Consider the following 26208-nt stretch of genomic DNA (forward strand, 5'->3'; position numbering starts at 1 on the left):
GCGTCTAAGACATGTACGTATCACCTATCATAATGATAGGCGGCGATATGGATGGAAAACGAATTTCGCAGCGCTTGCTTCAAGAACAATATGCAAGTCGAGTGCGAGACCTATGTCAAAATACATCCAACATCGTCCTCACTGAACACGCCGAAGACCGTATGTGGGAACGCCATATCAACTTTGATCTAGTGCTGAAGGCGCTTAGGAATGGGCAGATCACATATCAAAAGCTCGACAAGAACGGCAATCCAGAGCTACAAGCTTCGATTTTTGTGAGGTCTCGATCAATGAGCGTCATTTGTGCGCTGGTGCAGCATAACGGGAGGATAATTGTGATCACAACCATGTGGGACGACACGCAATGAACAATGTTTTGGCATTTCACTGCGAAGAAGATGGCGCTGAAAAGGAACCCATGTTGTATCGTGCATGTGGGGTGGAAGGAATATACCTGCATGACGGCTATGAGATCATCGATGAGGGTGATTACGGACGGTCTTTGATCGTCCACGACGCGGACACGCTTCACAAGATTATCGGATTGGAGATCGCCCTTTCCCGTCCGCACCTCTCGCATAGAGACGTAGTCTTCATGCGCGGGCAAATGGAAAAGTCGCAGGTTGAGCTTGCGAATGAGATTGGCGTTAGTGCGCAAATGGTGGCGCGCTACGAGAAAGAGGATCAAACGGACATCACCGGACCAGCCGATAGGCTTTTGCGGGCAGTTTATGTTGCACACCTATTTCCTGATCAGCAGGAGAGGATAATGCACAAGATCATTGGCCTTTACCAAGACGAAGATGACACAGTGCCGAACTTAGTCTTTTCTCGCGCTCAAGCCCATTGGGCAAAAATGGGTGGCGCAACGGAAGTGGCTTAAAGGCAGCCGCGACTGATCAGAATGGACCTGCGATCTCGCAGGTCCATTTTCATATTCTAGCGCCATTCCCGCCCCTCACGCCTCACTTTACCCTTACGCTCCAGCCTCAACAGCGCCTGATAAACCCGCTGATACATTAGCTGGTATGACACCCCTTCGGCCTGTAATGCTTGCGTGATGGCCTCTGGCGTTCTGTGTCCACCTTCGATTGCTGCCAGCACCTTGCGGCTCATGCGGCCCTTGTAGGTGCCGTTTACGGGCAGTCTGCGCGTGTATTCTGGTAGTTCCACCCCGCGCAACGCCAGCAAGGCTTCAACATGATCTAGCCCGTCCCGACCGTGGCGCACGATTTCCTTGCGTAGCGCCAGTAGCGCGTTGTCTATGCTCCTATCCTGCATGGGCACATAATGATTCACATCGGCCCGTTATGCAGCTATATTGTTGGTGCGTTTGATACATAAGGCCGAAAATCCGAATAACATTTTTACGTTGCGTGGACGTCAGTCAAATCACCGTGCCGTCACGCCAGAGGCGTGTCGATGATGGGCGGCGCCCCTTTGGGGCGACGGGCGGCCCGGCGATGCGCGGCGGCCTGCGGCCTTGATTCCGTGCAGGGCGGAAAGGGCCACCCTCACACCGCCGTATCACTGCACCCGCTCGATCAGCTCGATCACCTTCGGCCCTACCCGCTCTACGATGCGGCGCACGCCCTCGGCGTTGGGGTGGATGCCATCGGGCTGCATGTAGCGCATCGCACCAGCCGGATCATCAGCGCCCAGCCCCTCAAAAAAGCTCGGATGATACAACGCGCCATAGGCGCGCGACAGCTCGGGCCAGATGGCATCGAACTCGGCCTTGTACTCGGGCCCGTAATTGCCCGGCGCCTCCATCCCAACGAGTAGCACCTCGACATCCGCGTCGTTGGCGGCCTGCAAGATCCCCTCGATATTCGCGCGCGTCACCGCCGGATCAATGCCGCGCAGCAGGTCATTGCCGCCAAGCGCCACGATCATCGCGTCCACGTCGGGCGTCAGCGTCCACTCGACCCGCGCCAACCCGCCGGCGCTGGTATCGCCCGACACGCCCGCGTTGACGACGCGCACATCGCGCCCCTTCCGCGCCAGCCAATCGCGCAACTGCGGCACGAACCCCTCTTGCGAGATCAGGCCATAGCCCTGCGTCAGGCTATCGCCAAGCGCGGCCACGGTGACCTGCCCCGCCGTCGCTACCGCGGGCATCACGATCAGAAACAGCGCCAGCACCTTGCCAGCAAGCACGCGCACCCCATATGAAGAAAAATCATTGAATCGCAGGCGCATCCGCATGACCGACCCCGTTATTTCGCTTTCCGAGGCCTCGCTGACCCTTGATGGCAACGCCGGCCTCGTCGAGATACTCCATGGCATAACGCTGGATGTCCAGAGGGGCGAAACGCTTGGCCTCGTCGGCCCGTCCGGATCCGGCAAATCCTCGCTGCTGATGCTGATCGGCGGGCTTGAGCGCGCGACCGGCGGCACCGTTACCGTTCTGGGCCGCGAGATGGGCGCCATGAACGAGGACGCCCTCGCCCGGTTCCGACGCGATCACATGGGCGTGGTGTTCCAGTCGTTTCACCTGATCCCGACGATGACCGCGCTGGAAAACGTGGCGACGCCCCTCGAAATGGCCGGCCACGCCGATGCGATGGCCCGTGCGCGCGAGGAATTGCGCGCCGTTGGCCTGACGGACCGGGCCGATCACTACCCCGCGCAGATGTCGGGCGGCGAACAACAGCGCGTCGCGCTGGCGCGCGCATCGGCGCCGCGCCCCGATATCCTGCTGGCGGACGAGCCGACCGGCAACCTCGATGGCACCAACGGCGCGGCGATCATCGATCTGCTGTTCGGGCTGCGCGATCGGCACGGCGCGACGCTGGTCCTGGTCACCCACGCGGCCGAGCTGGCGGCGCGCTGTGATCGGGTCGTGCACCTGCGCGACGGCGCCATCGCCCCGGATGCGGATGCCGAGGCGGTGGTATGAGCAGCTTGCGCCTCGCAGCCCGGTTTGCCTTGCGCGAGATGCGCGGCGGCTTGCAAGGCTTTCGCATCTTCCTCGCGTGCCTGGCCATGGGCGTGGCCGCGATCGCCGCCGTGGGCAGCATCCGTGCCGGGATCGAGGCGGGCCTAAAACGCGATGGCGCGGCCCTTCTGGGTGGCGAGGCCGAGATGGAATTCACCTACCGCTTCGCCAGCGCCGACGAACGCGCCTGGATGCGCCAAGCCGCCGATGCCGTGTCCGAGGTGGTCGATTTCCGCTCCATGGCCGTGCGCGGCAGCGGCGAGGCGGCGCAACGCGAACTCACGCAGATCAAGGCCGTGGATGGCGCCTATCCCCTGTTCGGCACCGTGCGGCTTGACTCCGCCATCCCGCTGGACGAAGCGCTTGCCGGTGCTGGCGGCCTGCCCGGCGCGGTGATGGATGCCCTCCTGATCCAGCAACTTGGCCTTGCACCCGGCGACACCTTCCGTCTTGGCACGCAAGACTTCCGCCTAATGGCCACGCTGATGGCCGAGCCCGACAGCGCCGCCGCCGGGTTCGGGCTTGGCCCGCGCACCATCGTGGCGCGCGATGCGCTTGACGGCTCAGGGCTGTTGCAACCCGGCACGCTCTATACCTCGAAATACCGAATGGACCTGCCCGAGGGCGCAGACTTGAACGCGCTCAAGGCCCGCGCCGAGGCCGAGTTTTCCGAGAGCGGCATGCGCTGGCGCGACGCGCGCAACGGCGCGCCGGGGGTGGCGCGGTTCGTCGACCGGATCGGCGCCTTTTTGGTGCTGGTGGGGCTGTCGGGGCTGGCCGTGGGCGGCGTGGGCGTGTCGGCGGCGGTGCGCGCCTACCTGTCGGAAAAGACCGGCGTCATAGCCACGCTGCGCACGCTTGGCGCCGAGCGGCGCCTGATCTTTCAGCTCTATTTTCTGCAAATCGGCGCGCTGTCGCTGATCGGCATCGCTTTGGGGCTGATCCTTGGCGGCGGCATGCCGATGCTGCTGGCCCCCCTGATCGAGGCGCGCCTGCCGGTCCCGGCCGAGTTTACCCTGCACCCCGGACCACTTGCCGAGGCGGCGATTTACGGCGCGCTGACGGCGCTGATCTTCACCCTCTGGCCGCTGGCCCGCACCGGCGAGGTGCGCGCCGCCACCCTGTTTCGCGACGCGATGGATGCGGGCCGCCCCCTTCCGGCATGGCCGTTCCTTGTGGTCACGGCGGCGCTGCTGGCGGCGCTGGTCGCCGTGGCGGTGTGGTTCTCGCAGGCGGCATGGCTGACGCTGTGGACGGCGGGCGGCATCGCGTCGGCGCTGCTGGCGCTGGCGCTGGCGGCGTTGGCGGTGCGGGCCCTGTCGAAACGCCTGCGGGCGGGGGCGCGGGGGCGTCCGGCGCTCCGCTGGGCGCTGGCTGCCATCGGCGGGCAGAGGGGCGAGGCCGCCTCGGTCGTGCTGTCGCTGGGGCTGGGCCTGTCGGTTCTCGCCGCCGTCGGCCAGATCAGCGGCAACCTCAAGGGCGCCATCGCCACCGATTTACCCGATGTGGCACCGTCCTACTTCTTCGTCGACATCCAGAAGGACCAAATGCCCGCGTTTCGTGAGAGGATCACCGGCGATCCGGCGGTCAGCCGCATGCAAAGCGCACCGATGCTGCGCGGCGTCATAACCCGCATCAACGGCCAAAACGCCCAAGACATCGCCGGCGATCACTGGGTCGTGCGCGGCGATCGCGGCATCACTTACGCCGACGCCCGCCCCGAGGGGACAAAGATCACCGCCGGCACGTGGTGGGGCGAGGGGTATGACGGTCCCCCGCAAATCAGCTTCGCCGCCGAAGAGGCGCGCGAGTTGGGCCTTTCCCTGGGCGACACCCTAACCGTCAACATCCTTGGCCGCGACATCACCGGCACCATCACCAGCCTGCGCGAGGTCGATTTTTCCACCGCCGGAATGGGCTTCGTGCTGGCGATGAACGCATCCGCCCTGTCGGGCGCGCCGCACACCCACATCGCCACCGTCTACGCCGCCCCCGAGGCCGAAGCGCAGATCCTGAGCGATATCGGCGATATGTTCCCCAACGTGACCGCGATCCGCGTGCGCGACGCCATCAACCGCGTGGCCGAGGTCCTGGGCGGCCTGTCGGCGGCCACCTCCTACGGCGCGGCGGCAACGCTGCTGACGGGGTTCCTGGTGCTGATCGGCGCGGCCGCTGCCGGCCAAAACGCCCGCAGCTACGAGGCGGCAATCCTGCGCACTTTGGGCGCCACCCGCCCTCGCATATTATTTAGCTTCGCACTGCGCGCCGCGCTTTTGGGGGCGGCGGCGGGGCTGGTGGCGCTGGCCGCCGGTATCACCGCCGGTTGGGCCGTCAGCTACTACGTGATGGACACCGGCTTTGCCGTGATGTGGCCGTCGGCGCTGGCCATCGTGGCAGGCGGCGTGCTGGCTACGCTTCTGGCCGGTCTCGGCTTTGCCTGGCGGCCCCTGTCGCTACGCCCCGCCGGTGTCCTGCGCGCCCGCGAATAACGCGCGGCCCGCCGGCAAAGCGCTCCACTGCGGCTTCTTCTGGCCAAAAATATCCAGCTCCGCCGGCCCGGGGCCAGCCGCACCGCCCGGTCTCGGACGGCACGGCCGCGCCCATTCTACTCTGCCGCCTCGTCGTAGGACGACAGCGGCGGGCAGGTGCACACCAGGTGCCGGTCGCCATAGACGTTGTCCACCCGCCCCACGGGCGGCCAGTACTTGTCGACCCGGAACGCCCCGGGTGGAAAGCACCCCTGCTCGCGGCTATAGGGGCGGTCCCATTCCTTGACCAGGTCCTCCATAGTGTGCGGCGCGTTCTTGAGCGGGTTGTTCTCCGCGTCAATGCGGCCCTCCTCGATGTCGCGAATCTCTTCGCGGATCGCCAGCATCGCGTCGCAGAACCGGTCCAACTCGGCCTTGGTCTCCGACTCGGTCGGCTCCACCATCAGGGTCCCGGCCACAGGCCAGCTCATCGTTGGCGCGTGGAACCCGCAATCGACCAGCCGCTTGGCGATATCATCGACGGTAACGCCCGCGCTGGCGGCAAAGGGGCGGGTATCAAGGATGCACTCATGCGCCACCCGCCCCGCCTTACCCTTGAAGAGCACGTCATACGCCCCCTCCAACCGCTTGGCGATGTAATTGGCATTGAGGATCGCAACGCGCGTCGCCTGCGTCAGGCCCTCGCCGCCCATCATCATGCAATACGCCCAACTGATCGGCAGCAACGAGGGCGAGCCATACGGCGCCGCGCTGACCGGTCCCTGCTCGCCGCCGGTGGCAGGATGGCCCGGCAGGTGCGGCACAAGGTGCTCTTTCACGCCAATCGGACCCATGCCGGGACCGCCGCCGCCATGCGGGATGCAGAACGTCTTGTGCAGGTTCAAATGGCTGACATCCCCGCCTAGGTCCCCGGGCCTCGACAGGCCCACCATCGCGTTAAGGTTGGCACCGTCGATATAAACCTGCCCGCCATGCGCGTGGGTGATCTCGCAAACCTCGCGCACGGTCTCCTCGAACACGCCATGGGTCGAGGGGTAGGTAATCATGCAAGCCGCCAGCGTGTCGGCATGCGCCTCGGCCTTGGCGCGGAAATCGTCCAGGTCTATATCGCCGTTCTCGGCGGACTTGATCACCACCACGTCCCAGCCAACCATATGCGCGCTGGCCGGGTTGGTGCCATGCGCCGAGGTAGGGATCAGGCACACGTTGCGCTGCCCCTGTCCGCGCGCGCGCTGCCATGCCGCGATGGTAAGCAGCCCCGCATATTCGCCCTGCGCGCCGCTGTTGGGCTGCATCGAGATCGCGGCATAGCCGGTGATCTGGCACAGCTGTTCCGACAACCCGTCGATCATCTCGCGGTAGCCCTCGGCCTGATCGGCGGGGGCAAACGGATGCATCTCGGCAAACTCGGGCCAGCTCACCGGCATCATCTCGGCGGCCGAATTGAGCTTCATCGTGCAAGACCCCAGCGGGATCATCGCCCGGTCCAGCGCAAGATCGCGGTCTGACAGGCGCCGCATGTAGCGCATCATCTCGGTCTCGGCCCGGTTCATGTGGAACACCGGATGCGTCAGGTACTCGCTCTGCCGCACCAGCCGCTCGGGCAGGCGGTAGTGATGCTCCAGGTCGTCATCGCTACGCTCGATCCCGAAGGCGCGCCAGACCGCCTCGGTGGTGGCGCGGCGGGTCACCTCGTCCAGGGTGATGCCGATCCGGTCCTCGCCCACGGCCCGCAGGTTAATCCCCTCGCCCCGCGCCGCGGCCATGATATCGCCCTGCCGCGCGCCAACGTTGACGGTGATCGTGTCAAAGAACGCCTCGGGCTCTATGACATAGCCCGCATCCTCAAGGCCCTGCGCCAGGCGCACGGTCTTGCGGTGGATACGCTGCGCGATGGCGCGCAAGCCCTTCGGCCCATGGAACACCGCGTAGAAAGACGCCATCACCGCCAATAGCGCCTGCGCCGTGCACACGTTGCTGGTGGCCTTTTCGCGGCGGATATGCTGCTCGCGCGTTTGCAGGGCCAGCCGGTAGGCGCGGTTGCCGTGGCTGTCCACGCTGACCCCCACAAGGCGCCCGGGCATCGCCCGCTTGAAGCTGTCGCGGCAGGCCATGTAAGCGGCGTGCGGGCCGCCATAGCCCATCGGCACGCCGAACCGCTGCGTGTTGCCCACGGCGATATCGGCCCCCATTGCGCCCGGCTCCTTCAATAGGCACAGCGCCAGCGGGTCCGCGATCACGATCCCGGCGGCCTTGGCGTCGTGCAGCGCCTCGATCTGATCGGTGAAATCGCGCAGATGGCCATGTGTGCCCGGATACTGGAACACCGCGCCGAACACCTTGTCAGCCTCCAAGTCATCGGGCGCCCCGATGATCACCTCGATACCCAACGGCGCGGCGCGGGTCTTGATCACGGCGATATTCTGCGGGTGACAGTTCTCATCGACGAAAAACGCCTTCGCCTTGGATTTCGCCACCCGCTGCGCCATGGCCATCGCCTCGGCCGCCGCCGTCGCCTCGTCCAGAAGCGAGGCGTTGGCGATCTCCAGCCCGGTCAGGTCGCTGATCATCGTCTGGAAGTTCAGCAGCGCCTCAAGCCGCCCCTGGCTGATCTCGGGCTGATAGGGAGTGTAGGCGGTGTACCACGCCGGGTTTTCAAACACGTTGCGCTGGATCGCGGGGGGCGTGACGGTGCCATGATACCCCTGCCCGATCAGCGAGGTCATAACCGTGTTCTTCTCGGCCACGCGGCGCATGTGGTTCAAAAGGCCGCGCTCTGACTTGGGCTTACCGAAATCCAGCGGCTCATCTTGCCGAATGCCCTTGGGCACGGTCTGATCGATCAGCTCCTCAAGCTCTCCGACACCAAGCACCGAAAACATCTGTTCCATTTCCTCGGGCGACGGCCCGATATGGCGCCGATTGGCAAAATCATATGGCAGGTAGTCGGTCGGTTTGAACGGCATCGCATGCCTCCCCAGTTTCCTGCGGGCGCCGGACTGGCGCACCGCGCTGCTTCATCTTGCTCAAAATACTCCCGCCGGAGGCGGCACCACGCCGCCACCGCCGCGCACACGCGCGAGACACGCGCGCACGCAGGGAGAGCGATCAACCCACGAAATCCTTGTAGGCGTCCTCGTCCATGTAGTCGTCCAGCGCCGACAGATCGTCGATCTTCATCTTGAAGAACCACGCCTCGCCCAGCGGGTCCTCGTTGACTTTGCCCGGATCGTCCACGATCGCCTCGTTCACCTCGACAACCTCGCCGTCCAGCGGCGCCGAGATATCGCTGGCCGCCTTGACGCTTTCGATCACCACGATCTCGTCGCCCTTGGCGACCTTGGTGTCGATCTCGGGCAACTCGACAAACACCACGTCGCCCAATTGCGAACTGGCATGCTCGGTGATCCCCACCACGACCAGACCGTTGTCATCGGCGCGCAGCCATTCATGATCTTCGGTAAATTTCATGTCTTCCTGTCCCTGTCCTTGTGGTTACGTTGATGTCAGCGTTTGAAGTTGGCCGGCACGAAGGGCAGCTCGGCCACCTTCACGGGGTGGCGTTTGCCGCGCAGCTCGCCAAACACCGTTGTGCCCGGCGCGGTCCTCTCGGCCGGCAGGTATCCCATCGCCACCGGGCCGCCCACCGTGGGGCCAAACCCGCCCGAGGTGATCACGCCCACCGGCGCGCCGCCCGCCTCCTCGGCAAACAGCTCGACCCCCTCGCGCATCGGCGCACGCCCCTGCGGGCGCAGCCCGACGCGCTTGCGCGGGGCGCCGTCCTCAAGCTCCTGCAAGATGCGCTCGGCGCCGGGAAAGCCGCCCGCGCGCGCGCCGCCGTTTCGGCGCACCTTCTGGATTGCCCAGCTTAGGCCAGCCTCAATCGGGCTGGTCTCGCTGTCGATGTCATGACCATAAAGGCACAGCCCCGCCTCAAGCCGCAAGCTGTCCCGCGCGCCCAAGCCAATGGGCGCGACCGCCTCGTGCTCCAGAAGTCGGCACGCCAGCGTCTCGGCCGCGTCCGCGGGCACCGATATCTCGAACCCGTCTTCGCCGGTGTAGCCCGATCGCGACACCCAGCACTCCGCGCCCGCCAACTCAAGCGTCGCCACGTCCATGAACCGCATCTCTGCCGCGGCGGGGTTCAGCCCGACCAAGACCGCCTCGGCCTCGGGCCCCTGCAACGCCAACAACGCGCGATCTTCGATCACCTCGACGCGCACATCCGCGCCCAGCCCGGCGCGCATCAGCGCGATATCGGCGTCCTTGCAGGCCGCGTTGACCACCACGAACAGGTGATCGCCGCGATTGGCCATCATCAGATCGTCCTCGATCCCGCCGCCTTCATTGGTGAAAAAGCCATAGCGCTGCCGGTTCTCGCCCAGACCGGCGATATTAACCGGCACCAACGCCTCCATCGCGCGTGCCACCTGCGCGTAATCGCCGCCTCGCAACACTACCTGCCCCATGTGGCTGACGTCGAAAAGGCCGGCGCGCGTGCGAGTGTGCTGATGCTCCTTCATCACGCCCGCGCTGTATTGCACCGGCATGTCATAGCCCGCGAAAGGCACCATCCTGGCGCCCAGTTCCACATGCAGGTCATGAAGCGGCAAACGCATCAAATCCGTCATCAACGTTCCTTCCGTTGTGCCGTGCTGATCCGTTTGCGCATCGCCCGGCATCCCATGTTTCCCGCGCCTTTTGCGGAAAACCGTGATGCCCCCTCTGTCCGTTCGCCTGAGATCGCTATCCCTTCGGCGGGCGCGTGATATCTGCGCCTCTCTCCAGAGTGTTCATGCCAGGGCGGTCCTTGTCGCCTGAGAGTTTCCGGGGCGGTTGCTCCTTCGGCACCGGATATACCGGTTCTCCCGTCCTGACCCCTGTTGGTGTAGCCGAGTCGTTGGCATCAGACAAGTGGTCGCTTCCGAACAAATGCGCGATCACGCCCCCGGCCGGCACGACACCGTCGACATGATCTCGAACAGCGGAAGGTTGTCGCACACCAGCGCATCCAGCGTGATACCGTCCAGATGCGCATAAAACGCCTCCGCCGCGTCGGCCACCGCCAGCTTCAGGCGGCAGGCATCCACCAGAGGACAGGTGTTATCCACATCGGCAAAGCACTCGGCGATCGGAACGCTGGATTCCAGCGTGCGGAATATCTCGCCGATATGGATGTCCGCCATGTCCCGCGCCAGTTCCAGACCGCCATTGCGGCCCCGGTGCGTGCGGATATAGCCAAGCTGCCCCAACTGGTTGATCACCTGCGCGAGGTGATTCTCGGACGTGTTGCAGCATCGTGCGATCTCGGACTTGGTGACAAGCCGACCCTGGTTCGCGCCGCAAAACATCAAAACGCGGATGGCAAGGTTTGTTCGCTTCGTTATGCGCAATTTTTCGCCTCTGCTGATCCAATGGGATGGGTGATTGTGCCCATGCAACGTGCGTGATGTATTGACATGAATCAAACTCGAGGGGAATAGCTGCATGAATGATGCCTTTTTCTTTGGCTACGGCTCACTGGTGAACCGGGCCACGCATAGTTACACCGATGCCCACCCCGCCACCGCCCGCGACTGGCGGCGTGTGTGGCGGCACACACCGGTCCGGGCCGAGGCATTCCTGACTGTGCATCCCGCGCCGGGCGGCCAAATCCGCGGGCTGATGGCCTCGGTGCCCGGCAACGACTGGCAGGCGCTCGATGAGCGCGAAGAGGCGTATGACCGCATGCCCGCGCGCGACCAGATCGACCACCCCCTGCCCCACCGGCCCGATATCGCGCTCTACGTGATCCCCGTGGGCAAGCATGGCACCCCCAGCCAGCACCGCCCGATCCTGCTCAGCTACCTGGACGTGGTCGTGCAGGGGTTCTTGCGCGAATACGGCGAGGACGGCGTGCACGAGTTTTTCGACACCACCGATGGCTGGGACGCGCCGGTTCTCGACGACCGCGCCGATCCCCGCTACCCCCGCCACCAGACCCTGACCCGCGCCGAGCGCAGCATGGTCGACGAGGCCCTGGCCGACCGCCGCGTAAGGATCATCCCCGGCTAAGCTGGTGCTATACAAGCGATACGTCTGTGTCTTCTTCTGGCCTGAAATATCCCGGGGGGCCGCGCGGCACGCGCGGCGGGGGCAGCGCCCCCTGCACACATAGCAATCCGCGCACGCCATGAGGCAGCCTAATACGAAGTCATATCAACAGCTTAGGAAAACCGTTTCACTGTGAACCCCGCGCCCGAACCTTTTGTAGCAGCGGCATCAGTTGCGCCATCTCCGGCCCGTGCGCCTGCCCGGTCAGCGCCTTCCTGAGCGGCATGAACAGGCCCCGCCCCTTGCGCCCGGTCGCCTCTTTCACCTGTGCGGTCCAGGCGGCCCATGTCCCCTCATCGAAGGGCGGCTCGGGCAACAGGGCCATCGCCTGCGCCACGACATCACGGTCCTCCTCGTCGATCACCGGCTCGGCCCCGTCGCGGCACATCTCCCACCAGGCCCGCAGGTCGGCCCGGGTGGTGATATTCTCGCGCGTGACCGCCCAGAATCGTGCCGCCTGATCATCCGGCACGCCAAGCGCGGCGATATCCTCGGCCACGTCCGCCAGCTCCAGCGTCTGCAGGTGCCGCGCAGTCAGCGGGAACAGATCGCGCTCGTCGAACTTGGTCGGCGCGGCGCCGAAGCGGGTGATGTCGAACCCCTCGACCAGCTCGTCAACGCTGCCGCGCAGCTCCACCGGGTCGGACGAGCCCAGCCGCGCCATCAGCGACAGAAGCGCCATCGGCTCGACCCCCTGGGCGCGCAGGTCCTTGATCGACAACGCCCCAAGCCGCTTCGACAGCGCCTCGCCCTGCGGCCCGGTCAGCAGCGAATGATGCGCGAATTGCGGCACCGCACCGCCAAGGGCGCGGATGATCTGGATCTGCGTGGCGGTGTTGGTCACGTGATCCGATCCCCGCACCACGTCCGTCACGCCCATCTCGGTGTCATCGACCACCGAGGCCAGCGTATACAGAACCTGCCCATCCGCCCGGATCAGGACCGGATCGCTGACGCTGGAGGCATCGATGGAGACCGGGCCAAGGATGCCGTCGCTCCATTCGATCCGCTCGTGATCGAGCTTGAAGCGCCAGTAGCCGCCGCGCGCCGCGCGCAGGGCAGTCTTTTCTTCTTCCGGCAGCTCCAGCGCCGCGCGGTCATAAACCGGCGGGCGGCCCATGTTCAGCTGTTTCTTGCGCTTGAGATCCAGCTCCGCAGGCGTTTCGAAACACTCGTAGAACCGGCCCATGTCGCGCAGGCGATCAGCGGCATCGCTATACCGGTCCAGGCGCCTCGACTGGTATTCGATCCGGTCCCATGTCAGGCCCAGCCATTCCAGGTCGCGCTGGATCTGGTCGATAAATTCCTGCTTCGAGCGCTCCTGGTCGGTGTCATCGATCCGCAGGATGAACGTGCCGCCCTGCTTGCGGGCGATCAGGAAATTCATCAGCGCGGTGCGCAAGTTGCCCACATGGATATAACCGGTGGGCGACGGGGCGAAACGGGTCGTTGTCATGGCGATACTCCTGCTTGAGCGGCTCATGTCACAGGGCGGCGGGTTTGTCCAGAAACCCCCGCCGCACGGCAGGGCCGCGCACCCTTCCCTTTTGCGGCAGCAGTGCGCATATCCCGGGTATGACACACGGCAACCGGAACGAGCGAAACCGCATCGCCAAGCTGGCCCAATCGGCCATGGCCGGCTTGCCCGAGCCATTTCGCAGTCGCGCGGGCGCGGTGCAGCTTCGCATTGCCGACCTGCCCGGTCATGACATGCTGCAAGAACTGGGCCTGCATGACCCGATGACACTGACGGGACTCTACGAGGGGGTGCCGCTCACCCATAAATCCTCTAGCTACCCGGAGTTGACGCCCGACACGATCTGGCTGTTTGTCAGGCCGATCATGGCGGAATGGCACGCGCGCGGCGACGTGGAGCTGCGCGATCTGGTGACGAATGTCGTGGTGCACGAGCTGGCGCATTTCTTTGGCTGGGACGACGACGACATCGCAACCATAGACCGCTGGTGGGAATGAGCGGCAGGCCCGCGCATCCTCGGGCCGCGGTGCGGCGATCCTACGCTGGTGCGCTGGCGCTTTATCCCCGCCAAATCCGAAGAACCTCAGTGCGTTGCGCCCAGCCCAGCCAAATCGCCGTGCCGTCACGCCAGAGGCGTGCCGATTATAGGCGGCGCCCCTTTGGGACGACGGGCGGCCCGGCGATGCGCGGCGCCCTGCGGGCGCTATTCTGCGCGGGGCGCTATATCGAACGGCAGCAACAGGCCATTTCCCCCTCCACCTGGCAGGCAAGATCCCCATTGGGGAACTTCAGTCAGGTGGGCAACACTAGTCGCGCCAGTGGTTCACGATCGGGTAGCGCCTATCGCGCCAGAAGGCATGCATACTCAGCCGCGTGCCCGGCGCCGCCTGAAACCGCTTGTACTCGCTGACATACAGCAGGTGCTCGATCTTCTTGACCGTGTCGCGGTCATGTCCCTCCGCAACGCAATCCTCGACCGAGGCATCGCGGTCCACCAGCATTTCCAGGATGGCATCCAGTTCGTCATAGGGCGGCAGGCTATCCTCGTCCTTCTGGTCGGGGCGCAGTTCGGCGCTTGGCGGCTTGTCGATGATCCGCTGCGGGATCACCGTGCCACCCGGCCCCGCCATCCAGTCGCGATGCGCCCCGTTGCGCCAGCGGCAGGCGTCAAAGACGCGGGTCTTGTACATGTCCTTGATTGGGTTGTAGCCGCCCGCCATGTCGCCATAGATCGTGGCGTACCCCACGGCCACCTCGGACTTGTTGCCGGTGGTCAGCAGCATCTCGCCAAACTTGTTGGACATCGCCATCAGCAGCAGCCCGCGCAGCCGCGATTGTATGTTTTCCTCGGTCAGGTCCTCGTCGCGGCCCGCGAAAAGCGGTGCCAGCGTCGCGTTGACCGCGTCGCGCGCCTGCGCGATCGGCACGGTGTCGTAATGCACGCCAAGCACCTCGGCCAGCGCTTTTGCATCCTCCAGCGAATGGGGCGACGTGTATTCGGACGGCAGCATCACGCAGCGCACGTTACCCGCGCCAAGGGCATCCACAGCGACCGTCGCCACCAGCGCACTGTCGATACCGCCCGACAGACCCAACAGCACCTTGCCGAACCCCGTCTTGGCGCAATAGTCGCGCAGGCTTTCGACCATGGCGCGATAATCCTGCTCCATCAGGTCGGGCACATGCGCCTTGCCGCCCTCGGTGGCGCGCCACCCCTCGGGCGTGCGGGTGAAATCGACATGGGTCAGCGTGGCATCGAAGGGCGGCATCTGCACCGCCAGCGCCCCGCCGGGGTTGAGCACGAAAGACGCGCCATCGAACACCTGATCGTCCTGTCCGCCCACCATGTTGAGATACACCAGCGGCAGACCCGTCTCGACCACGCGCGCAACCATCATTGTCTGGCGCATCTCCAGCCGGCCGCGTGAATAGGGGCTGCCATTGGGCACCAGCAGCAGCTCGGCGCCGGTTTCCTCCAGCGTCTCGGTCACGTCATCGTGCCACGCATCCTCGCATATGGGTGTGCCGATGCGCAGGGGGCCAATGCTGTAGGGGCCGCCGGGATTGGCGGGGGCGAAAACACGGGCCTCGTCGAACACGTTGTCGTTGGGCAGGTGATGCTTGCGCACGATATGCACGATACGCCCCCCGGACAGGATGAACCACGCGTTGTAAAGGCTCGCCCCTTCCATGTAGGGGCCGCCGATGCCGATGGCCGGCCCATCCGCGCACGCGACCGCCAGCGCCTCGATGGCCGCCAAGGCGGCTTGGTGAAACGCGGGCTTTTGCACCAGGTCCTGCGGATCGTAGCCCGTGATGAACATCTCTGGCAGGGCCACCATGTCGGCCCCGGCGGCGCGCGCCTCGTCCCATGCCGCACGGGCCTGGCCCGCGTTCGCGTCGATATTGCCCACCGTGGGGTTGAGTTGCGCCAGCGTGAGGCGAAACGCATCGGCCATCTGCCGTCTCCTGATCCCGTTTGCGCCATGATCTAGCAGATCAGATGGCGAGGGGAAGCCGAATTGGGGAAAATACGTTGCCCCTCGCCGGTGCGTCGATTAGGTTTTTTGCAACAGCCGCGGCAGGGGCGCATGCGGCAAAGCAGGGACGGACATGGCGAGAATGCGGACATCATTCATGATTTCGGGACTGGCCGGGTTGCTCTGGGCAGGGATGGCCATCGCCCAGGACGGCGAGGTTCAGACCAAGCAATACGACGATGGCGGCGTCTACGAGGGTACCTTCCAAAACGGACTTCAACACGGAACTGGCACCTATACCCTGCCCAACGGGTACGAATACACCGGCGAATGGGTCAACGGCGAGATCCGCGGCCAGGGCGTCGCCCGTTTCCCCAACGGATCGGTCTACGAGGGCGAGTTTGCCAAGGGCAAACCCGAGGGCATCGGCAAGATCGTCTTCACCGATGGCGGCACCTACGAGGGTGAATGGGAAAACGGCAAGATCAACGGCCAGGGCGTCGCCGTCTATGCCAACGGCGTGCGCTACGAGGGCGGCTTTCGCAACGCCATGCACCACGGTCAGGGCGTGATGGAATCGCCCGGCGGCTATGTCTATGACGGCGAGTGGGTCAATGGCGTCAAGGAAGGGCAGGCCACGATCACCTACCCCGACGGATCGGTCTACGAGGGCGAGGTTCAGCGCGGCACCCGCGAGGGGCAAGGCAAGCTGACCATGCCCAACGGAACGGTCTACGAGGGCACTTGGAAAGACGGCCAGATCAACGGCGAAGGGACGCTGACACAGGCCAATGGCGATGTCTACAAGGGGCAGCTCGTAAACGGGCGCCGCGCCGGCGAGGGCCGCGTGGACTATGCCAACGGCGATGTCTACGAGGGCGAATTCAAGGACGACAAGCGCCACGGCCAGGGCACCTTCACCGGCGCCGACGGCTATGTCTACGAGGGCAGCTGGGTCGCCGGCCGGATCGAAGGCGAAGGACGCGTCACCTACCCTGATGGCTCGGTCTACGAGGGGCAGTTCCGCGACGGGCAGCCCGACGGCACCGGCAAGATCACCTACCCAGACGGATCAACCTATGAGGGCGAATGGAGCGCCGGCGTGATCGAGGGCGAAGGCACCGCAACCTATGCCAACGGCCTAGTCTACGAGGGCGAATTCAAGAACGCCAAGAACCACGGCACCGGCGTGATGACCTACCCCGACGGCTACCGCTACGAGGGCGAGTGGCAGAACGGGCAGCGCCACGGCCAGGGCACCGCCACCTACCCCGACGGCACCATCTACGAGGGGCAGTTCGCCGAAGGACAGCGCCACGGTCAGGGCAAGATCGTGATCCCCGACAACCCCGAAACCGAAGCCGACGAAAGCTTCATCTACGAGGGCGAGTGGAAGCAGGGCGAAATCAGCGGCAAAGGCGTCGCGACCTATTCCAACGGCGATGTCTACGAGGGCACCTTCAAGGACGGCAAGCGGCAGGGCACCGGCACCATGCGCTACGCAGACGGGCAAGAGGCCAGCGGCAAGTGGCAAAACGGCGCCCTTCTGGAGGAGTAATGCGGCTCACCGCCCGACATCAGGCGCCCCAGGGTCGCTGCCCTCTTGCGCGATTGCCCTGAAACCGTAGCTCCGACATCCTACGAATGTAGTTGCCTGCACCGTCACCCGCTGAGCGTGGAGGGCAATAGACAATTCACGTGACTGGACAATGAGATGCGCCACGCATCTCATGTGCGCCTCACCAACCCGGTATAGCGCCGGCAATGGCACATTCCCCAGATCGCTCCGCGCACATATTCCGCTGGCCAGTGGCCTGCCGCACGAGCGCGCCGGCCGCATTGATAGGCGTGCCCCGCTTGCCATTCCTCAACCGTAGGGAGATAGATATCCACAGAAGTCAGCAGCCCAATGTTCAAATAGGGGGAATCGGCAGAATGATGCACATAGCGATCATCCTGCTGCATCGCGCCCCGGCACCCTCCGAAACCGGGTAATCACTTTGTTGCGAAATGCTCAAACGTAAGCGCCTGCGATAGCACCCGGTTCAGGCGCCTCACCATGGCACGCGCTTGCCCCGCCAATCGAAGAACCCGCCGCTATCGCCGGGGCGCAGCCCCTCGATCACCCGCAGCAGGTTGCGCGCGGCCTCCTCGGGCGACACCGCGGGATGACGGCCGAGGTATTCCTCGGTGAACGGCGTCGCAACGGTGCCGGGGTGCAGCGCGGCGCAGATCGCCTGCGGATGGCTACGCGCCACCTCGATCGCGGCGCCGTGCATCATCTGGTTCAAGGCCGCCTTGGCCGTGCGATAGGAATACCAGCCCCCCATGCGGTTGTCCCCGATCGATCCAACCCGCGCCGACAGCGCCGCGAACACCGCCCGCCGATCGCGCGGCAAGAGCCGCAGCGCGTGCTTGAGCACCAGCGATGGCCCCACGCAATTGAGCATGAACTGATCGCGCATCGCCTCCGCGCTCAGCGCCCCGAGCGATTTTTCCGGCCGCGCGCCGCCGATCTCCAACGCGCCCGTCGCCACCAGCACCAGGTCAAACCCCGGCGTCAGCGCACCAAGGGCGTCCGCCACGCGGCCCTCGTCGGTCACGTCCAGACCGTCCCGCCCGCGCGACAGCCCCGTCACCGCCACGCCACGCCCCGCCAGCGCCGCGCATAGCGCAGTGCCGATTCCGCCCGACGCGCCGATGATCAATGCCCGTTGCACTTGCCGGGACATAGCAGGCGCCCGTGCGGTATCAATTCGAATTTCCCGCTTTTCATTTGTGCCATGAAATGTATAACCTGACCCCATGACACAAACGGGCAACATTACGACCACAACGCGTGCCTTTGGCACGCTGCCCGGTATTGCCCTGCTTCTGCTAAGCCGCCTCTGAGCGTGCCATCTTGGCGCGACCGCTCAGAGGATGTGCCCTTCGCGCCCCGCAAATCTTAGCAGACACCAGATATCAGAGTTATCACCATGACCCAGAATGCTGAACAAGACCGCGTCTTGATCTTCGACACAACGCTGCGCGACGGCGAACAATCGCCCGGCGCCACCATGACCCATGCCGAGAAACTGGAAATCGCCGAGATGCTCGATGACATGGGCGTCGATATCATCGAAGCAGGCTTTCCCATTGCCTCCGAGGGCGATTTCAAGGCGGTCAAGGAAATCGCTGAACGCTCAAAGCAGGCAGTGATCTGTGGCCTGGCCCGCGCCAACCTCAAGGATATCGACCGCTGCTGGGACGCCGTGAGACATAGCGCCCGGCCCCGCATCCATACCTTCATCGGCACCTCGCCCCTGCACCGCGCCATCCCGGGCCTGACACAGGACGAAATGGCCGAGCGGATCCACGAAACCGTGAGCCACGCACGGGGCCTGTGCGACAACGTGCAATGGTCGCCGATGGATGCCACCCGCACCGAATGGGATTACCTCAAGCGCGTGGTCGAAATCGCGATCAACGCGGGCGCGACCACCATCAACATCCCCGATACCGTGGGCTATACCGCGCCGGTGGAATCGGCCGACCTGATCCGCCGCCTGATCGCCGAGGTGCCGGGCGCCGCGGACATCGTGTTCGCCACCCATTGCCACAACGATCTGGGCATGGCCACGGCCAACGCGCTGGCCGCCGTCGAAGGCGGCGCGCGCCAGATCGAATGCACGGTAAACGGCTTGGGCGAACGCGCAGGCAACACCGCCCTGGAAGAGGTGGTCATGGCCCTCAAGGTGCGCCACGACATCATGCCGTGGCACACGCAGGTGGATTCGACCAAGATCATGAACATCTCGCGCCGCGTCGCCACCGTCAGCGGCTTTGCCGTGCAGTTCAACAAGGCCATCGTCGGCAAGAACGCCTTCGCCCACGAATCCGGCATTCACCAGGACGGGATGCTCAAGAACGCCGAAACCTTCGAAATCATGCGCCCCGCCGATGTCGGGCTGGCCGAAACCAGCCTTGTGATGGGCAAGCATTCGGGCCGCGCGGCCCTGCGCGCCAAGCTGCACGATCTGGGCTTCGACATGGCCGAGAACCAGCTTGCCGACATCTTCGTGCGCTTCAAGGATCTCGCCGACCGCAAGAAAGAGGTCTACGACGAAGACCTGATCGCGCTGGTCCATGCCGGCGACGACCCGGAAAACGACCGGTTGCAGATCAAGTCGCTGCGCGTGGTCTGCGGCACCGGCGGCCCGGCCGAGGCGGAGTTGAAGATGATGATCGATGGCAAGGAAAAGACCGCGCAGCAAACCGGCGACGGCCCCGTCGACGCCGCCTTCAACGCGGTCAAGGCGCTGTTCTCGCACGACGCGACCCTGCAACTCTACCAGGTGCACGCCGTGACCGAGGGCACCGACGCCCAGGCCACAGTCAGCGTCCGCATGGAAGAGGAAGGCCGCATCGTCACCGGCCAATCGGCCGATACTGACACTGTCGTCGCCAGCGCACGCGCCTATGTCAACGCGCTCAACCGCCTGCTGGTCCGGCGCGAGAAATCCGCCCCCGGCGAGGACACCCGCGAGGTCAGCTACAAGGACGTGGGCTAACCGCGCGCCCCTTTCGACCCATCGAAGCGCGGCGCGTGATCATGCCTGCGCCGCGCTTCATCTTGCCCAAAATACTCCCGCCGGAGGCTCCGGCGACAGCCACGCGCGCAGCGGCCGGTCTTTGGCACGCCCTTCTATACGGGCGTGCGCAGTTTCTGCGCGGCGTCCAGCACTAGGGGGTCCAGCCCCTCGCCGCCCTGCGCGATATGATCCAGCAGTTGCCGGCGCATCCGCGGCTCCCAGAAGTCGTTGATATGATCGGCCACCCTGTCTGCCTGCGCCTCGCTGGGCTGGCTGTGGAAAAAGGTGGCGATCTGGTTGGCCATGCGGATCATTTTCTCAGGCGACATCATTGGTCCCTATCTTGATACGGTTTGCGTGCGAAAACAGCTCGAACCCCCTACCCTTGGCAAACGCGGCCAGGGTGATCCCCGCCCCGTCTGCCAGGCGCAGGGCATGCGCCGTGGGCGCGGACACTGCCACCAGCACCGGACAGCCGGCCATGGCGCATTTCTGCACCATTTCCACCGACACCCGACTGGTCAACACGAACGCCCCCTGCGCCGGGTCCAGCCCCTGCCGTGCCATCGCGCCGATCACCTTGTCCAGCGCATTGTGGCGGCCGACATCCTCGCGCGCGGCGACGATCCCCGCGCCGGGACTCAGGAAGCCGGCCGCGTGCACCGCGTTGGTGCGATCATGCAGCGGCTGATGCGCGCGCAGCGCCTCGTTCGCGCCCGCCAGTTCCGACCGCGACAGCATCGTGCCGCCCGATCCCACATGCGGCAACGTCCGCACCGCCTGTTCCAGGCTGTCGATCCCGCACAGGCCGCAGCCCACCGGCCCGGCCATCTGCCGCCGCCGCGCGCCCAGTGCCGCGCCGCAGCCTTCGCTCAGCCACATGCGCGCCTCGATACCCTGCGCGTGCTCGACCTGCTCGAACTCGGTGATCTGGCCGATGTCGCTGACGATGCCCTCGGTCAGGGAAAAGCCTATGGCGAAATCGTGTATGTCGGTTGGTGTCGCCATCATCACCGCATGTGTGGTGCCGTCATAGACCATCGCCACCGCCGCCTCTTCAGGCAGGGTGCGGGTGACGTCACGCACATCGCCCGGCCTGACGGACAGGCCGGGCATGCTTTGGGTGGCGCGCGTGGCCATCGCGTCGGCCCTATTGCGCCGCTGGCAGGATGCGCCGGGCACGCGCGGCCTGCGCAGCGTAGTCCTCCTGCCAGTCGGTTGGTCCGTTCGACGGGCTGACCTGCACCGCTGTCACCTTGTATTCGGGGCAGTTGGTCGCCCAGTCGCTGAAATCGCTGGTGATCACGTTGGCCTGAGTATCGGGGTGGTGGAACGTGGTATAAACGACGCCGGGGCTGACCCGGTCGGTCACCTTGGCCCGCAGCGACGTATCGCCGATGCGGCTGGCCAGCTTGACCCAGTCGCCCTCCTTGACCCCGCGCACCTCGGCATCGTGGGGATGGATTTCCAGCACGTCCTCGTCATGCCATATCACGTTATCGGTGCGCCGCGTCTGCGCCCCCACATTGTATTGCGACAGGATGCGCCCGGTGGTCAGCAACAGCGGATAGCGCGGCCCGGTCTTTTCCTCGGTGGCGACGTATTCGGTCACGATGAACCGCCCCTTGCCGCGCACGAACCCGTCCACATGCATCAGCGGCGTGCCGTCCGGATGTGCCTCGTTGCAGGGCCACTGCACCGATCCCTTTTCTTCCAGCAGGTCATAGCTGACGCCGCTGAAGCTGGGCGTTGTGGCGGCGATCTCGTCCATGATTTCCGACGGGTGCTGATACGCCCACTCGCCGCCCATGGCATTGGCCAATAGCTGTGTCACCTCCCAGTCGGCATAGCCGCTGCGCGGTGCCATCACCTTGCGCACGCGGTTGATGCGCCGCTCGGCATTGGTGAAGGTGCCGTCCTTCTCCAGGAAGGTCGACCCGGGCAGGAACACATGCGCATAATTGGCCGTCTCGTTGAGGAACAGGTCATGCACGATGACGCATTCCATCGCCGCCAGCCCCGCCGCGACATGCTTGGTGTCAGGGTCCGATTGCAGGATGTCTTCGCCCTGACAGTACAGCCCCTTGAAGCTGCCATCCACCGCCGCATCCAGCATGTTGGGAATGCGCAGGCCCGGCTCGTCGTCGATCTTGACACCCCACAGGTCCTCGTAAACCTCGCGCACATCAGGGTTCTTGACGTGGCGATAGCCCGGCAATTCATGCGGGAACGACCCCATGTCGCACGAGCCCTGCACGTTATTCTGCCCGCGCAGCGGGTTCACGCCCACGCCGGGCCGGCCGACATTGCCGGTCATCATCGCAAGGTTGGCGATGCCGATCACCGTGGTCGATCCCTGGCTGTGCTCGGTCACGCCAAGGCCATAGTAGATCGCTCCGTTGCCGCCCGTCGCGAACAGGCGCGCCGCCGCCCGCAAATCCGCCGCCGGCACCCCGGTCAGCATCTCGGTCGCCTCGGGGCTGTGGCGCGGATCGCTGACGAACTCGGCATATTCCATGAACTCGTCCCAATCGCACCGCTCGCGGATGAACGCCTCGTCCATCAATCCCTCGGTCACGATGGTATGCGCCATCGCCGTGACAACCGCCACGTTGGTGCCCGGCTTCAGGGGCAGGTGATGCGCCGCCTCGACATGCGCCGATTTCACCAGGTCGATCCGCCGCGGGTCGATCACGATCACCTTGGCGCCCTCGCGCAGCCGCTTCTTCAGGCGGCTGGCGAAAACCGGGTGCGCGTCGGTCGGGTTGGCCCCGATCACCACCGCCACGTCGGTATGCTCGACGCTATCGAAATCCTGCGTGCCGGCGCTGGTGCCCAGCGTCTGACCAAGCCCATAGCCGGTGGGCGAATGGCACACCCGCGCGCAGGTATCGGTGTTGTTGTTGGCAAACACCTGCCGCGCCAGTTTCTGCACCAGGTAGGTTTCCTCGTTGGTGCACCGGCTCGACGTGATCACCCCGATCGACCGGCGGCCATAGGTTTCCTGCAACCCGCGCATCTTCCGCGCCGCAAAGCTCAGCGCCTCGTCCCAGCCTACTTCGCGCCACGGCTCGTCCACGTGATCGCGGATCATCGGGCTCAGGATGCGATCCTTGTGCGCGGCATAACCATAGGCAAACCGCCCCTTCACACAGGAATGGCCGCGGTTGGCCTTGCCATGCTTGTAGGGCACCATCCGCACCAACTCGTCGCCGTTCAGCTCCGCCTTGAATGCGCAGCCCACCCCGCAATAGGCGCAAGTGGTCACCACCGAGCGCTCCGGCGTGCCCAGTTCGATCACCGATTTTTCCTGTAGCGTCGCGGTCGGGCAGGCCTGCACGCAGGCGCCGCAACTCACGCAATCGGACGACATGAAATCATCCAAAGACGCCCCGGCGCTGACCCGGCTGTCAAACCCGCGCCCCTCGATCGTCAGCGCAAAGGTGCCCTGAACCTCCTCGCAGGCGCGCACGCAGCGCGAGCAGACGATGCATTTACTGGGGTCAAAGGTGAAATACGGGTTCGACTCATCCTTGGGCGCCCATTCTGGGTTGGCCTCGCCGCTGCTATCGCGCGCCTCGAAATGATTGGCCAGGCCGCCACCTTCCGGCGCGCTGTAGCGCACATCGCGCAGACCCACCATGCCGGCCATGTCCTGCAACTCGCAATCGCCATTGGCAGAGCAGGTCAAGCAATCCAGCGGGTGATCCGAGATATACAGCTCCATCACCCCGCGCCGGATCTTCTTGACCTTGCCGCTCTGGGTGCGCACCACCATGCCCTCGGCCACCGGCGTCGTGCACGAGGCCGGCGTGCCCCGCCGTCCCTCGATCTCGACCACACATAGCCGGCACGAGCCGAACGCCTCCATGTTGTCGCTGGCGCACAGCTTGGGAATCTCCAGCCCCGCCTCGGCGGCCGCGCGCATCACGCTGGTACCCTCGGGCACCGTCACGTCAAAGCCGTCAATGCTCAGGGATACAGGCGCCCCCGTCTTGGCCGGGGTGCCCATGTCGCGATCGTCGGGGATGATGAAATCCTTCATGGCCGAACCCTTGCTTCATCTTGCCTGAAATACTCCGGGGGTGTGGGGGCAGCGCCCCCACCCGCGCGCCGCGCAGGGCGCGGCGCAATCGCGTGCGAACGCCCGATCATTCCGCCGCCTCCCGGCTGCGCGCGAAATCGTCCGGGAAATGCCGCAGCGCCGACATCACCGGGTAGGGCGTCAGCCCTCCAAGCGCGCAGAGCGAACCGTCGGTCATCGTCTCGCACAGATCGCCCAGCAACTCGGGCGCATCCGCGTCGCCTTCGGCGATGCGGTCGATGGTCTCGACCCCGCGCACCGCGCCGATACGGCAGGGCGTGCACTTGCCGCAACTTTCCACCGCGCAAAACTCCATCGCAAAGCGCGCCATCTTCAGCATGTCAACGCTGTCGTCGAACACCACCACGCCGGCATGGCCGATCAGCCCGCCCTGCCCGTCGAACTCTTCATAGGCAAAGGGCGTGTCGAACGTGCTGCGCGGCATGTACGCGCCTAGCGGCCCGCCGACCTGCACCGCCTTGACGGGCCGCCCGCTGGCGGTGCCGCCCGCGACATCGTCGATCAACTCTCTCAGGGGCATGCCAAAGGCCGTCTCGAACAGGCCGCCGTATTTCACGTTGCCCGCGATCTGCACCGGCGTCGTGCCCTTGGAGCGGCCCAACCCGAAATCGGCATAGTGCGCCGCGCCGCGCTCGAATATCACCGGCACGGTGGCCAGGCTGATCACGTTGTTGACGACTGTCGGCCGGCCCAGGAACCCCTCGATCGCCGGCAGCGGCGGCTTGGCGCGGACAACGCCGCGCTTGCCCTCCAGCGAATTCAGCAGCGATGTCTCCTCGCCGCACACATACGCACCTGCCCCGACACGGATTTCCATGTCGAACGCACGCCCCGATCCCAGCACGTCATCGCCCAGCATTCCGGCGGCGCGGGCGGCCTCGACGGCGGCGTTCATCACCTCGATGGCGACGGGGTATTCGCTGCGCAGGTAGACGTAGCCGCGCGTGGCGCCCACTGCCAGCCCGGCAATCGCCATCCCCTCGATCAGGGTGAAGGGATCGCCCTCCATGATCATCCGGTCGGCAAAGGTGCCGCTGTCGCCCTCGTCGGCGTTGCAGATAATGTATTTCTGCCCCGCCGGGGTGTCATGCACGGTTTTCCACTTGATCCCGGTGGGAAAGCCCGCACCGCCGCGCCCGCGTAGGCCGCTGTCGGTAACTTCCTGCACAATATCTGCGGGGGTCATCGCGATCGCGCGGCGCAGCCCCGACAGGCCCCCATGCGCCTCGTAATCGGCAATATCCAGCGGGTCGATCACGCCGCAGCGCGCGAATGTCAGGCGTGTCTGCCGGGCAAAGAACGGGATCTCTTCGACCGGGCCTAGCGTTTCCGCGCTGCCATCCAAAAGCGCGGGCACGTCGGCCACACTCACCGGGCCATAAGCCAGCCGCACGCCATCGTCATGCTCGATCTCGACAAGCGGCTCCAGCCAGATCATGCCGCGGCTGCCGTTTCGCACGATCTGCACGTCTTTGCCGCCGGCCTGCGCCGCATCGCGGATCGCCTCCGCGACCGCGTCGGCGCCAAGGGCCTTTGCCGCGCTGTCGAGGGGAACGTAGATCTTCATGCCCCGGCCTCCTTCAGGATCGTATCAAGCCGCTCCGCATCAACGCGGCCCACCAATTCGCCATCGACCATCGCCGCCGGCCCGCAGGCGCACAGGCCCAGGCAATAGACCGGCTCGATCGTGATCGCGCCATCGGCGGTGGTGCCGTGCCACGCGACCCCCAACCGCTCCAGCGCGGCATCGGCCAGCGCCGCGCCACCCATCGATTGGCACGCCTCGGCACGGCAGATCTTGACCACGTGGCGCCCGGCGGGCACGTCGCGGAAATCATGGTAGAATGATACCACGCCATGCACCTCGGCGCGCGTGATGTTCAGCGCGTCGGCGATCAGCGACACCGCCGCCTGCGGAATATGGCCGAACGCCTCTTGCAAGCTGTGCAGGATCGGCAACAGCGGCCCTTCCTTCTGCAGGTGGCGCTCGATCAGGGGCTGCATTTCCCCCGCTGTTGGCTGTGGCAGGTCTTGGCGCATATCGCCCCC

General features: G+C 65.2%; 22 protein-coding genes and 2 riboswitches. Of the genes, 8 read left to right on the top strand and 14 right to left on the bottom strand.

The annotated features are described in order from the left end of the window. The first annotated feature begins 32 nt into the window (after positions 1-32). The gene (locus G568_RS19935; protein WP_211222250.1) at positions 33-368 is read left to right on the top strand and encodes a DUF4258 domain-containing protein; all 336 of its coding nucleotides are present in this window, start codon (positions 33-35) and stop codon (positions 366-368) included. After that, on the top strand, positions 365-883 hold the full coding sequence (locus G568_RS0110000) for a helix-turn-helix domain-containing protein (RefSeq protein ID WP_157084371.1): 519 nt from the start codon (positions 365-367) through the stop codon (positions 881-883). Before G568_RS19935 ends, G568_RS0110000 begins: the two co-directional genes overlap by 4 nt. A 56-nt stretch (positions 884-939) precedes the next feature. Here the strand turns inward: G568_RS0110000 and G568_RS0110005 are convergent, their stop codons facing one another. Together G568_RS0110005 and G568_RS0110010 are read right to left on the bottom strand one after the other, a co-directional pair. Then, complete coding sequence (locus tag G568_RS0110005) at positions 940-1281, bottom strand: hypothetical protein (RefSeq protein WP_026757900.1); 342 nt, start codon at positions 1279-1281, stop codon at positions 940-942. Positions 1282-1527: 246 nt separating this feature from the next. Continuing rightward, entirely contained in the window at positions 1528-2208 is a 681-nt protein-coding gene (locus G568_RS0110010; protein WP_026757901.1) for an arylesterase, read from the bottom strand. Between G568_RS0110010 and G568_RS0110015 the strand changes: the two genes are divergently transcribed. Both G568_RS0110015 and G568_RS0110020 read left to right on the top strand, forming a co-directional pair. Further along, on the top strand, positions 2207-2902 hold the full coding sequence (locus tag G568_RS0110015) for an ABC transporter ATP-binding protein (protein ID WP_026757902.1): 696 nt from the start codon (positions 2207-2209) through the stop codon (positions 2900-2902). The genes G568_RS0110010 and G568_RS0110015 overlap by 2 nt on opposite strands. Then, complete coding sequence (locus G568_RS0110020) at positions 2899-5430, top strand: ABC transporter permease (RefSeq protein ID WP_026757903.1); 2532 nt, start codon at positions 2899-2901, stop codon at positions 5428-5430. Before G568_RS0110015 ends, G568_RS0110020 begins: the two co-directional genes overlap by 4 nt. A gap of 116 nt (positions 5431-5546) precedes the next feature. Here G568_RS0110020 and gcvP read toward each other — a convergent pair whose 3' ends face one another. From gcvP to G568_RS0110040, 4 genes are all read right to left on the bottom strand, one after another. Continuing rightward, on the bottom strand, positions 5547-8396 hold the full coding sequence (gcvP, locus tag G568_RS0110025; protein WP_026757904.1) for an aminomethyl-transferring glycine dehydrogenase: 2850 nt from the start codon (positions 8394-8396) through the stop codon (positions 5547-5549). A 142-nt stretch (positions 8397-8538) separates the two neighbouring features. Further along, positions 8539-8901, bottom strand: coding sequence for a glycine cleavage system protein GcvH (gene gcvH / locus G568_RS0110030; RefSeq protein WP_026757905.1), 363 nt, complete (start codon positions 8899-8901; stop codon positions 8539-8541). 35 nt (positions 8902-8936) lie between these two features. Next, entirely contained in the window at positions 8937-10061 is a 1125-nt protein-coding gene (gene gcvT, locus G568_RS0110035; RefSeq protein WP_026757906.1) for a glycine cleavage system aminomethyltransferase GcvT, read from the bottom strand. 84 nt (positions 10062-10145) lie between these two features. Then, positions 10146-10224, bottom strand: a riboswitch (glycine riboswitch). Next, positions 10225-10311, bottom strand: a riboswitch (glycine riboswitch). A 59-nt stretch (positions 10312-10370) separates the two neighbouring features. Next, the gene (locus tag G568_RS0110040; protein ID WP_026757907.1) at positions 10371-10823 is read right to left on the bottom strand and encodes an RrF2 family transcriptional regulator; all 453 of its coding nucleotides are present in this window, start codon (positions 10821-10823) and stop codon (positions 10371-10373) included. A gap of 94 nt (positions 10824-10917) precedes the next feature. On the opposite strand from G568_RS0110040, the gene G568_RS0110045 reads away from it, so the two are divergent. Continuing rightward, positions 10918-11484: a gamma-glutamylcyclotransferase family protein gene (locus tag G568_RS0110045; RefSeq protein WP_037373996.1), complete on the top strand. Its 567-nt coding sequence runs from the start codon at positions 10918-10920 to the stop codon at positions 11482-11484. Between the two features lie 166 nt (positions 11485-11650). Here G568_RS0110045 and gltX read toward each other — a convergent pair whose 3' ends face one another. Then, a complete protein-coding gene (gene gltX, locus G568_RS0110050) occupies positions 11651-12979 on the bottom strand; it encodes a glutamate--tRNA ligase (protein WP_026757909.1) in 1329 nt (442 codons plus the stop codon). A gap of 119 nt (positions 12980-13098) precedes the next feature. On the opposite strand from gltX, the gene G568_RS0110055 reads away from it, so the two are divergent. Beyond that, positions 13099-13497, top strand: a complete 399-nt coding sequence (locus G568_RS0110055; RefSeq protein WP_026757910.1) for a metallopeptidase family protein — start codon at positions 13099-13101, stop codon at positions 13495-13497. A 309-nt stretch (positions 13498-13806) separates the two neighbouring features. Here the strand turns inward: G568_RS0110055 and G568_RS0110060 are convergent, their stop codons facing one another. Continuing rightward, on the bottom strand, positions 13807-15459 hold the full coding sequence (locus tag G568_RS0110060) for an NAD+ synthase (protein WP_026757911.1): 1653 nt from the start codon (positions 15457-15459) through the stop codon (positions 13807-13809). A 163-nt stretch (positions 15460-15622) separates the two neighbouring features. Between G568_RS0110060 and G568_RS0110065 the strand changes: the two genes are divergently transcribed. Then, on the top strand, positions 15623-17038 hold the full coding sequence (locus tag G568_RS0110065) for a 2-isopropylmalate synthase (protein WP_051202912.1): 1416 nt from the start codon (positions 15623-15625) through the stop codon (positions 17036-17038). Between the two features lie 496 nt (positions 17039-17534). On the opposite strand, the gene G568_RS0110070 is transcribed toward G568_RS0110065, so the two are convergent. Next, positions 17535-18200, bottom strand: coding sequence for an SDR family NAD(P)-dependent oxidoreductase (locus G568_RS0110070; protein ID WP_026757913.1), 666 nt, complete (start codon positions 18198-18200; stop codon positions 17535-17537). Positions 18201-18458: 258 nt separating this feature from the next. Here G568_RS0110070 and G568_RS0110075 point away from each other — a divergent pair, with 258 nt between their 5' ends. Then, positions 18459-20033, top strand: a complete 1575-nt coding sequence (locus tag G568_RS0110075) for a 2-isopropylmalate synthase (RefSeq protein WP_026757914.1) — start codon at positions 18459-18461, stop codon at positions 20031-20033. Between the two features lie 134 nt (positions 20034-20167). Here G568_RS0110075 and G568_RS0110080 read toward each other — a convergent pair whose 3' ends face one another. The 5 genes from G568_RS0110080 to G568_RS0110100 all read right to left on the bottom strand — a co-directional run bounded on the left by G568_RS0110080 (position 20168) and on the right by G568_RS0110100 (position 26199). Then, the gene (locus tag G568_RS0110080) at positions 20168-20383 is read right to left on the bottom strand and encodes a formate dehydrogenase subunit delta (RefSeq protein WP_084627384.1); all 216 of its coding nucleotides are present in this window, start codon (positions 20381-20383) and stop codon (positions 20168-20170) included. Beyond that, positions 20373-21194: a formate dehydrogenase accessory sulfurtransferase FdhD gene (gene fdhD, locus G568_RS0110085; protein ID WP_026757916.1), complete on the bottom strand. Its 822-nt coding sequence runs from the start codon at positions 21192-21194 to the stop codon at positions 20373-20375. Before fdhD ends, G568_RS0110080 begins: the two co-directional genes overlap by 11 nt. 10 nt (positions 21195-21204) lie before the next feature. Next, positions 21205-24099, bottom strand: a complete 2895-nt coding sequence (fdhF, locus tag G568_RS0110090) for a formate dehydrogenase subunit alpha (RefSeq protein WP_026757917.1) — start codon at positions 24097-24099, stop codon at positions 21205-21207. Between the two features lie 106 nt (positions 24100-24205). Next, on the bottom strand, positions 24206-25726 hold the full coding sequence (locus G568_RS0110095; RefSeq protein ID WP_026757918.1) for a formate dehydrogenase beta subunit: 1521 nt from the start codon (positions 25724-25726) through the stop codon (positions 24206-24208). Then, a complete protein-coding gene (locus G568_RS0110100) occupies positions 25723-26199 on the bottom strand; it encodes a formate dehydrogenase subunit gamma (protein WP_026757919.1) in 477 nt (158 codons plus the stop codon). The genes G568_RS0110095 and G568_RS0110100 overlap by 4 nt, the downstream gene beginning before the upstream one ends. Positions 26200-26208: the final 9 nt, after the last annotated feature.

It is taken from the genome of Sediminimonas qiaohouensis DSM 21189, assembly GCF_000423645.1.
In the GTDB taxonomy this organism is placed as follows: Bacteria; Pseudomonadota; Alphaproteobacteria; order Rhodobacterales; family Rhodobacteraceae; genus Sediminimonas; species Sediminimonas qiaohouensis.

Coding starts and splice junctions, on each gene's coding strand:
- G568_RS0110095 (WP_026757918.1), bottom strand. CDS start 25,726: ATGAAGATCTACGTTCCCCTCGACAGCGCGGCAAAGGCCCTTGGCGCC.
- G568_RS0110065 (WP_051202912.1), top strand. CDS start 15,623: ATGCGGACATCATTCATGATTTCGGGACTGGCCGGGTTGCTCTGGGCA.
- G568_RS19935 (WP_211222250.1), top strand. CDS start 33: ATGATAGGCGGCGATATGGATGGAAAACGAATTTCGCAGCGCTTGCTT.
- fdhD (WP_026757916.1), bottom strand. CDS start 21,194: ATGGCCACGCGCGCCACCCAAAGCATGCCCGGCCTGTCCGTCAGGCCG.
- fdhF (WP_026757917.1), bottom strand. CDS start 24,099: ATGAAGGATTTCATCATCCCCGACGATCGCGACATGGGCACCCCGGCC.
- gcvH (WP_026757905.1), bottom strand. CDS start 8,901: ATGAAATTTACCGAAGATCATGAATGGCTGCGCGCCGATGACAACGGT.
- gcvT (WP_026757906.1), bottom strand. CDS start 10,061: ATGACGGATTTGATGCGTTTGCCGCTTCATGACCTGCATGTGGAACTG.
- G568_RS0110045 (WP_037373996.1), top strand. CDS start 10,918: ATGAATGATGCCTTTTTCTTTGGCTACGGCTCACTGGTGAACCGGGCC.
- G568_RS0110080 (WP_084627384.1), bottom strand. CDS start 20,383: ATGTCGCCTGAGAAAATGATCCGCATGGCCAACCAGATCGCCACCTTT.
- G568_RS0110010 (WP_026757901.1), bottom strand. CDS start 2,208: ATGCGGATGCGCCTGCGATTCAATGATTTTTCTTCATATGGGGTGCGC.
- G568_RS0110000 (WP_157084371.1), top strand. CDS start 365: ATGAACAATGTTTTGGCATTTCACTGCGAAGAAGATGGCGCTGAAAAG.
- G568_RS0110060 (WP_026757911.1), bottom strand. CDS start 15,459: ATGGCCGATGCGTTTCGCCTCACGCTGGCGCAACTCAACCCCACGGTG.
- gcvP (WP_026757904.1), bottom strand. CDS start 8,396: ATGCCGTTCAAACCGACCGACTACCTGCCATATGATTTTGCCAATCGG.
- G568_RS0110020 (WP_026757903.1), top strand. CDS start 2,899: ATGAGCAGCTTGCGCCTCGCAGCCCGGTTTGCCTTGCGCGAGATGCGC.
- G568_RS0110005 (WP_026757900.1), bottom strand. CDS start 1,281: ATGCAGGATAGGAGCATAGACAACGCGCTACTGGCGCTACGCAAGGAA.
- gltX (WP_026757909.1), bottom strand. CDS start 12,979: ATGACAACGACCCGTTTCGCCCCGTCGCCCACCGGTTATATCCATGTG.
- G568_RS0110055 (WP_026757910.1), top strand. CDS start 13,099: ATGACACACGGCAACCGGAACGAGCGAAACCGCATCGCCAAGCTGGCC.
- G568_RS0110015 (WP_026757902.1), top strand. CDS start 2,207: ATGACCGACCCCGTTATTTCGCTTTCCGAGGCCTCGCTGACCCTTGAT.
- G568_RS0110100 (WP_026757919.1), bottom strand. CDS start 26,199: ATGCGCCAAGACCTGCCACAGCCAACAGCGGGGGAAATGCAGCCCCTG.
- G568_RS0110075 (WP_026757914.1), top strand. CDS start 18,459: ATGACCCAGAATGCTGAACAAGACCGCGTCTTGATCTTCGACACAACG.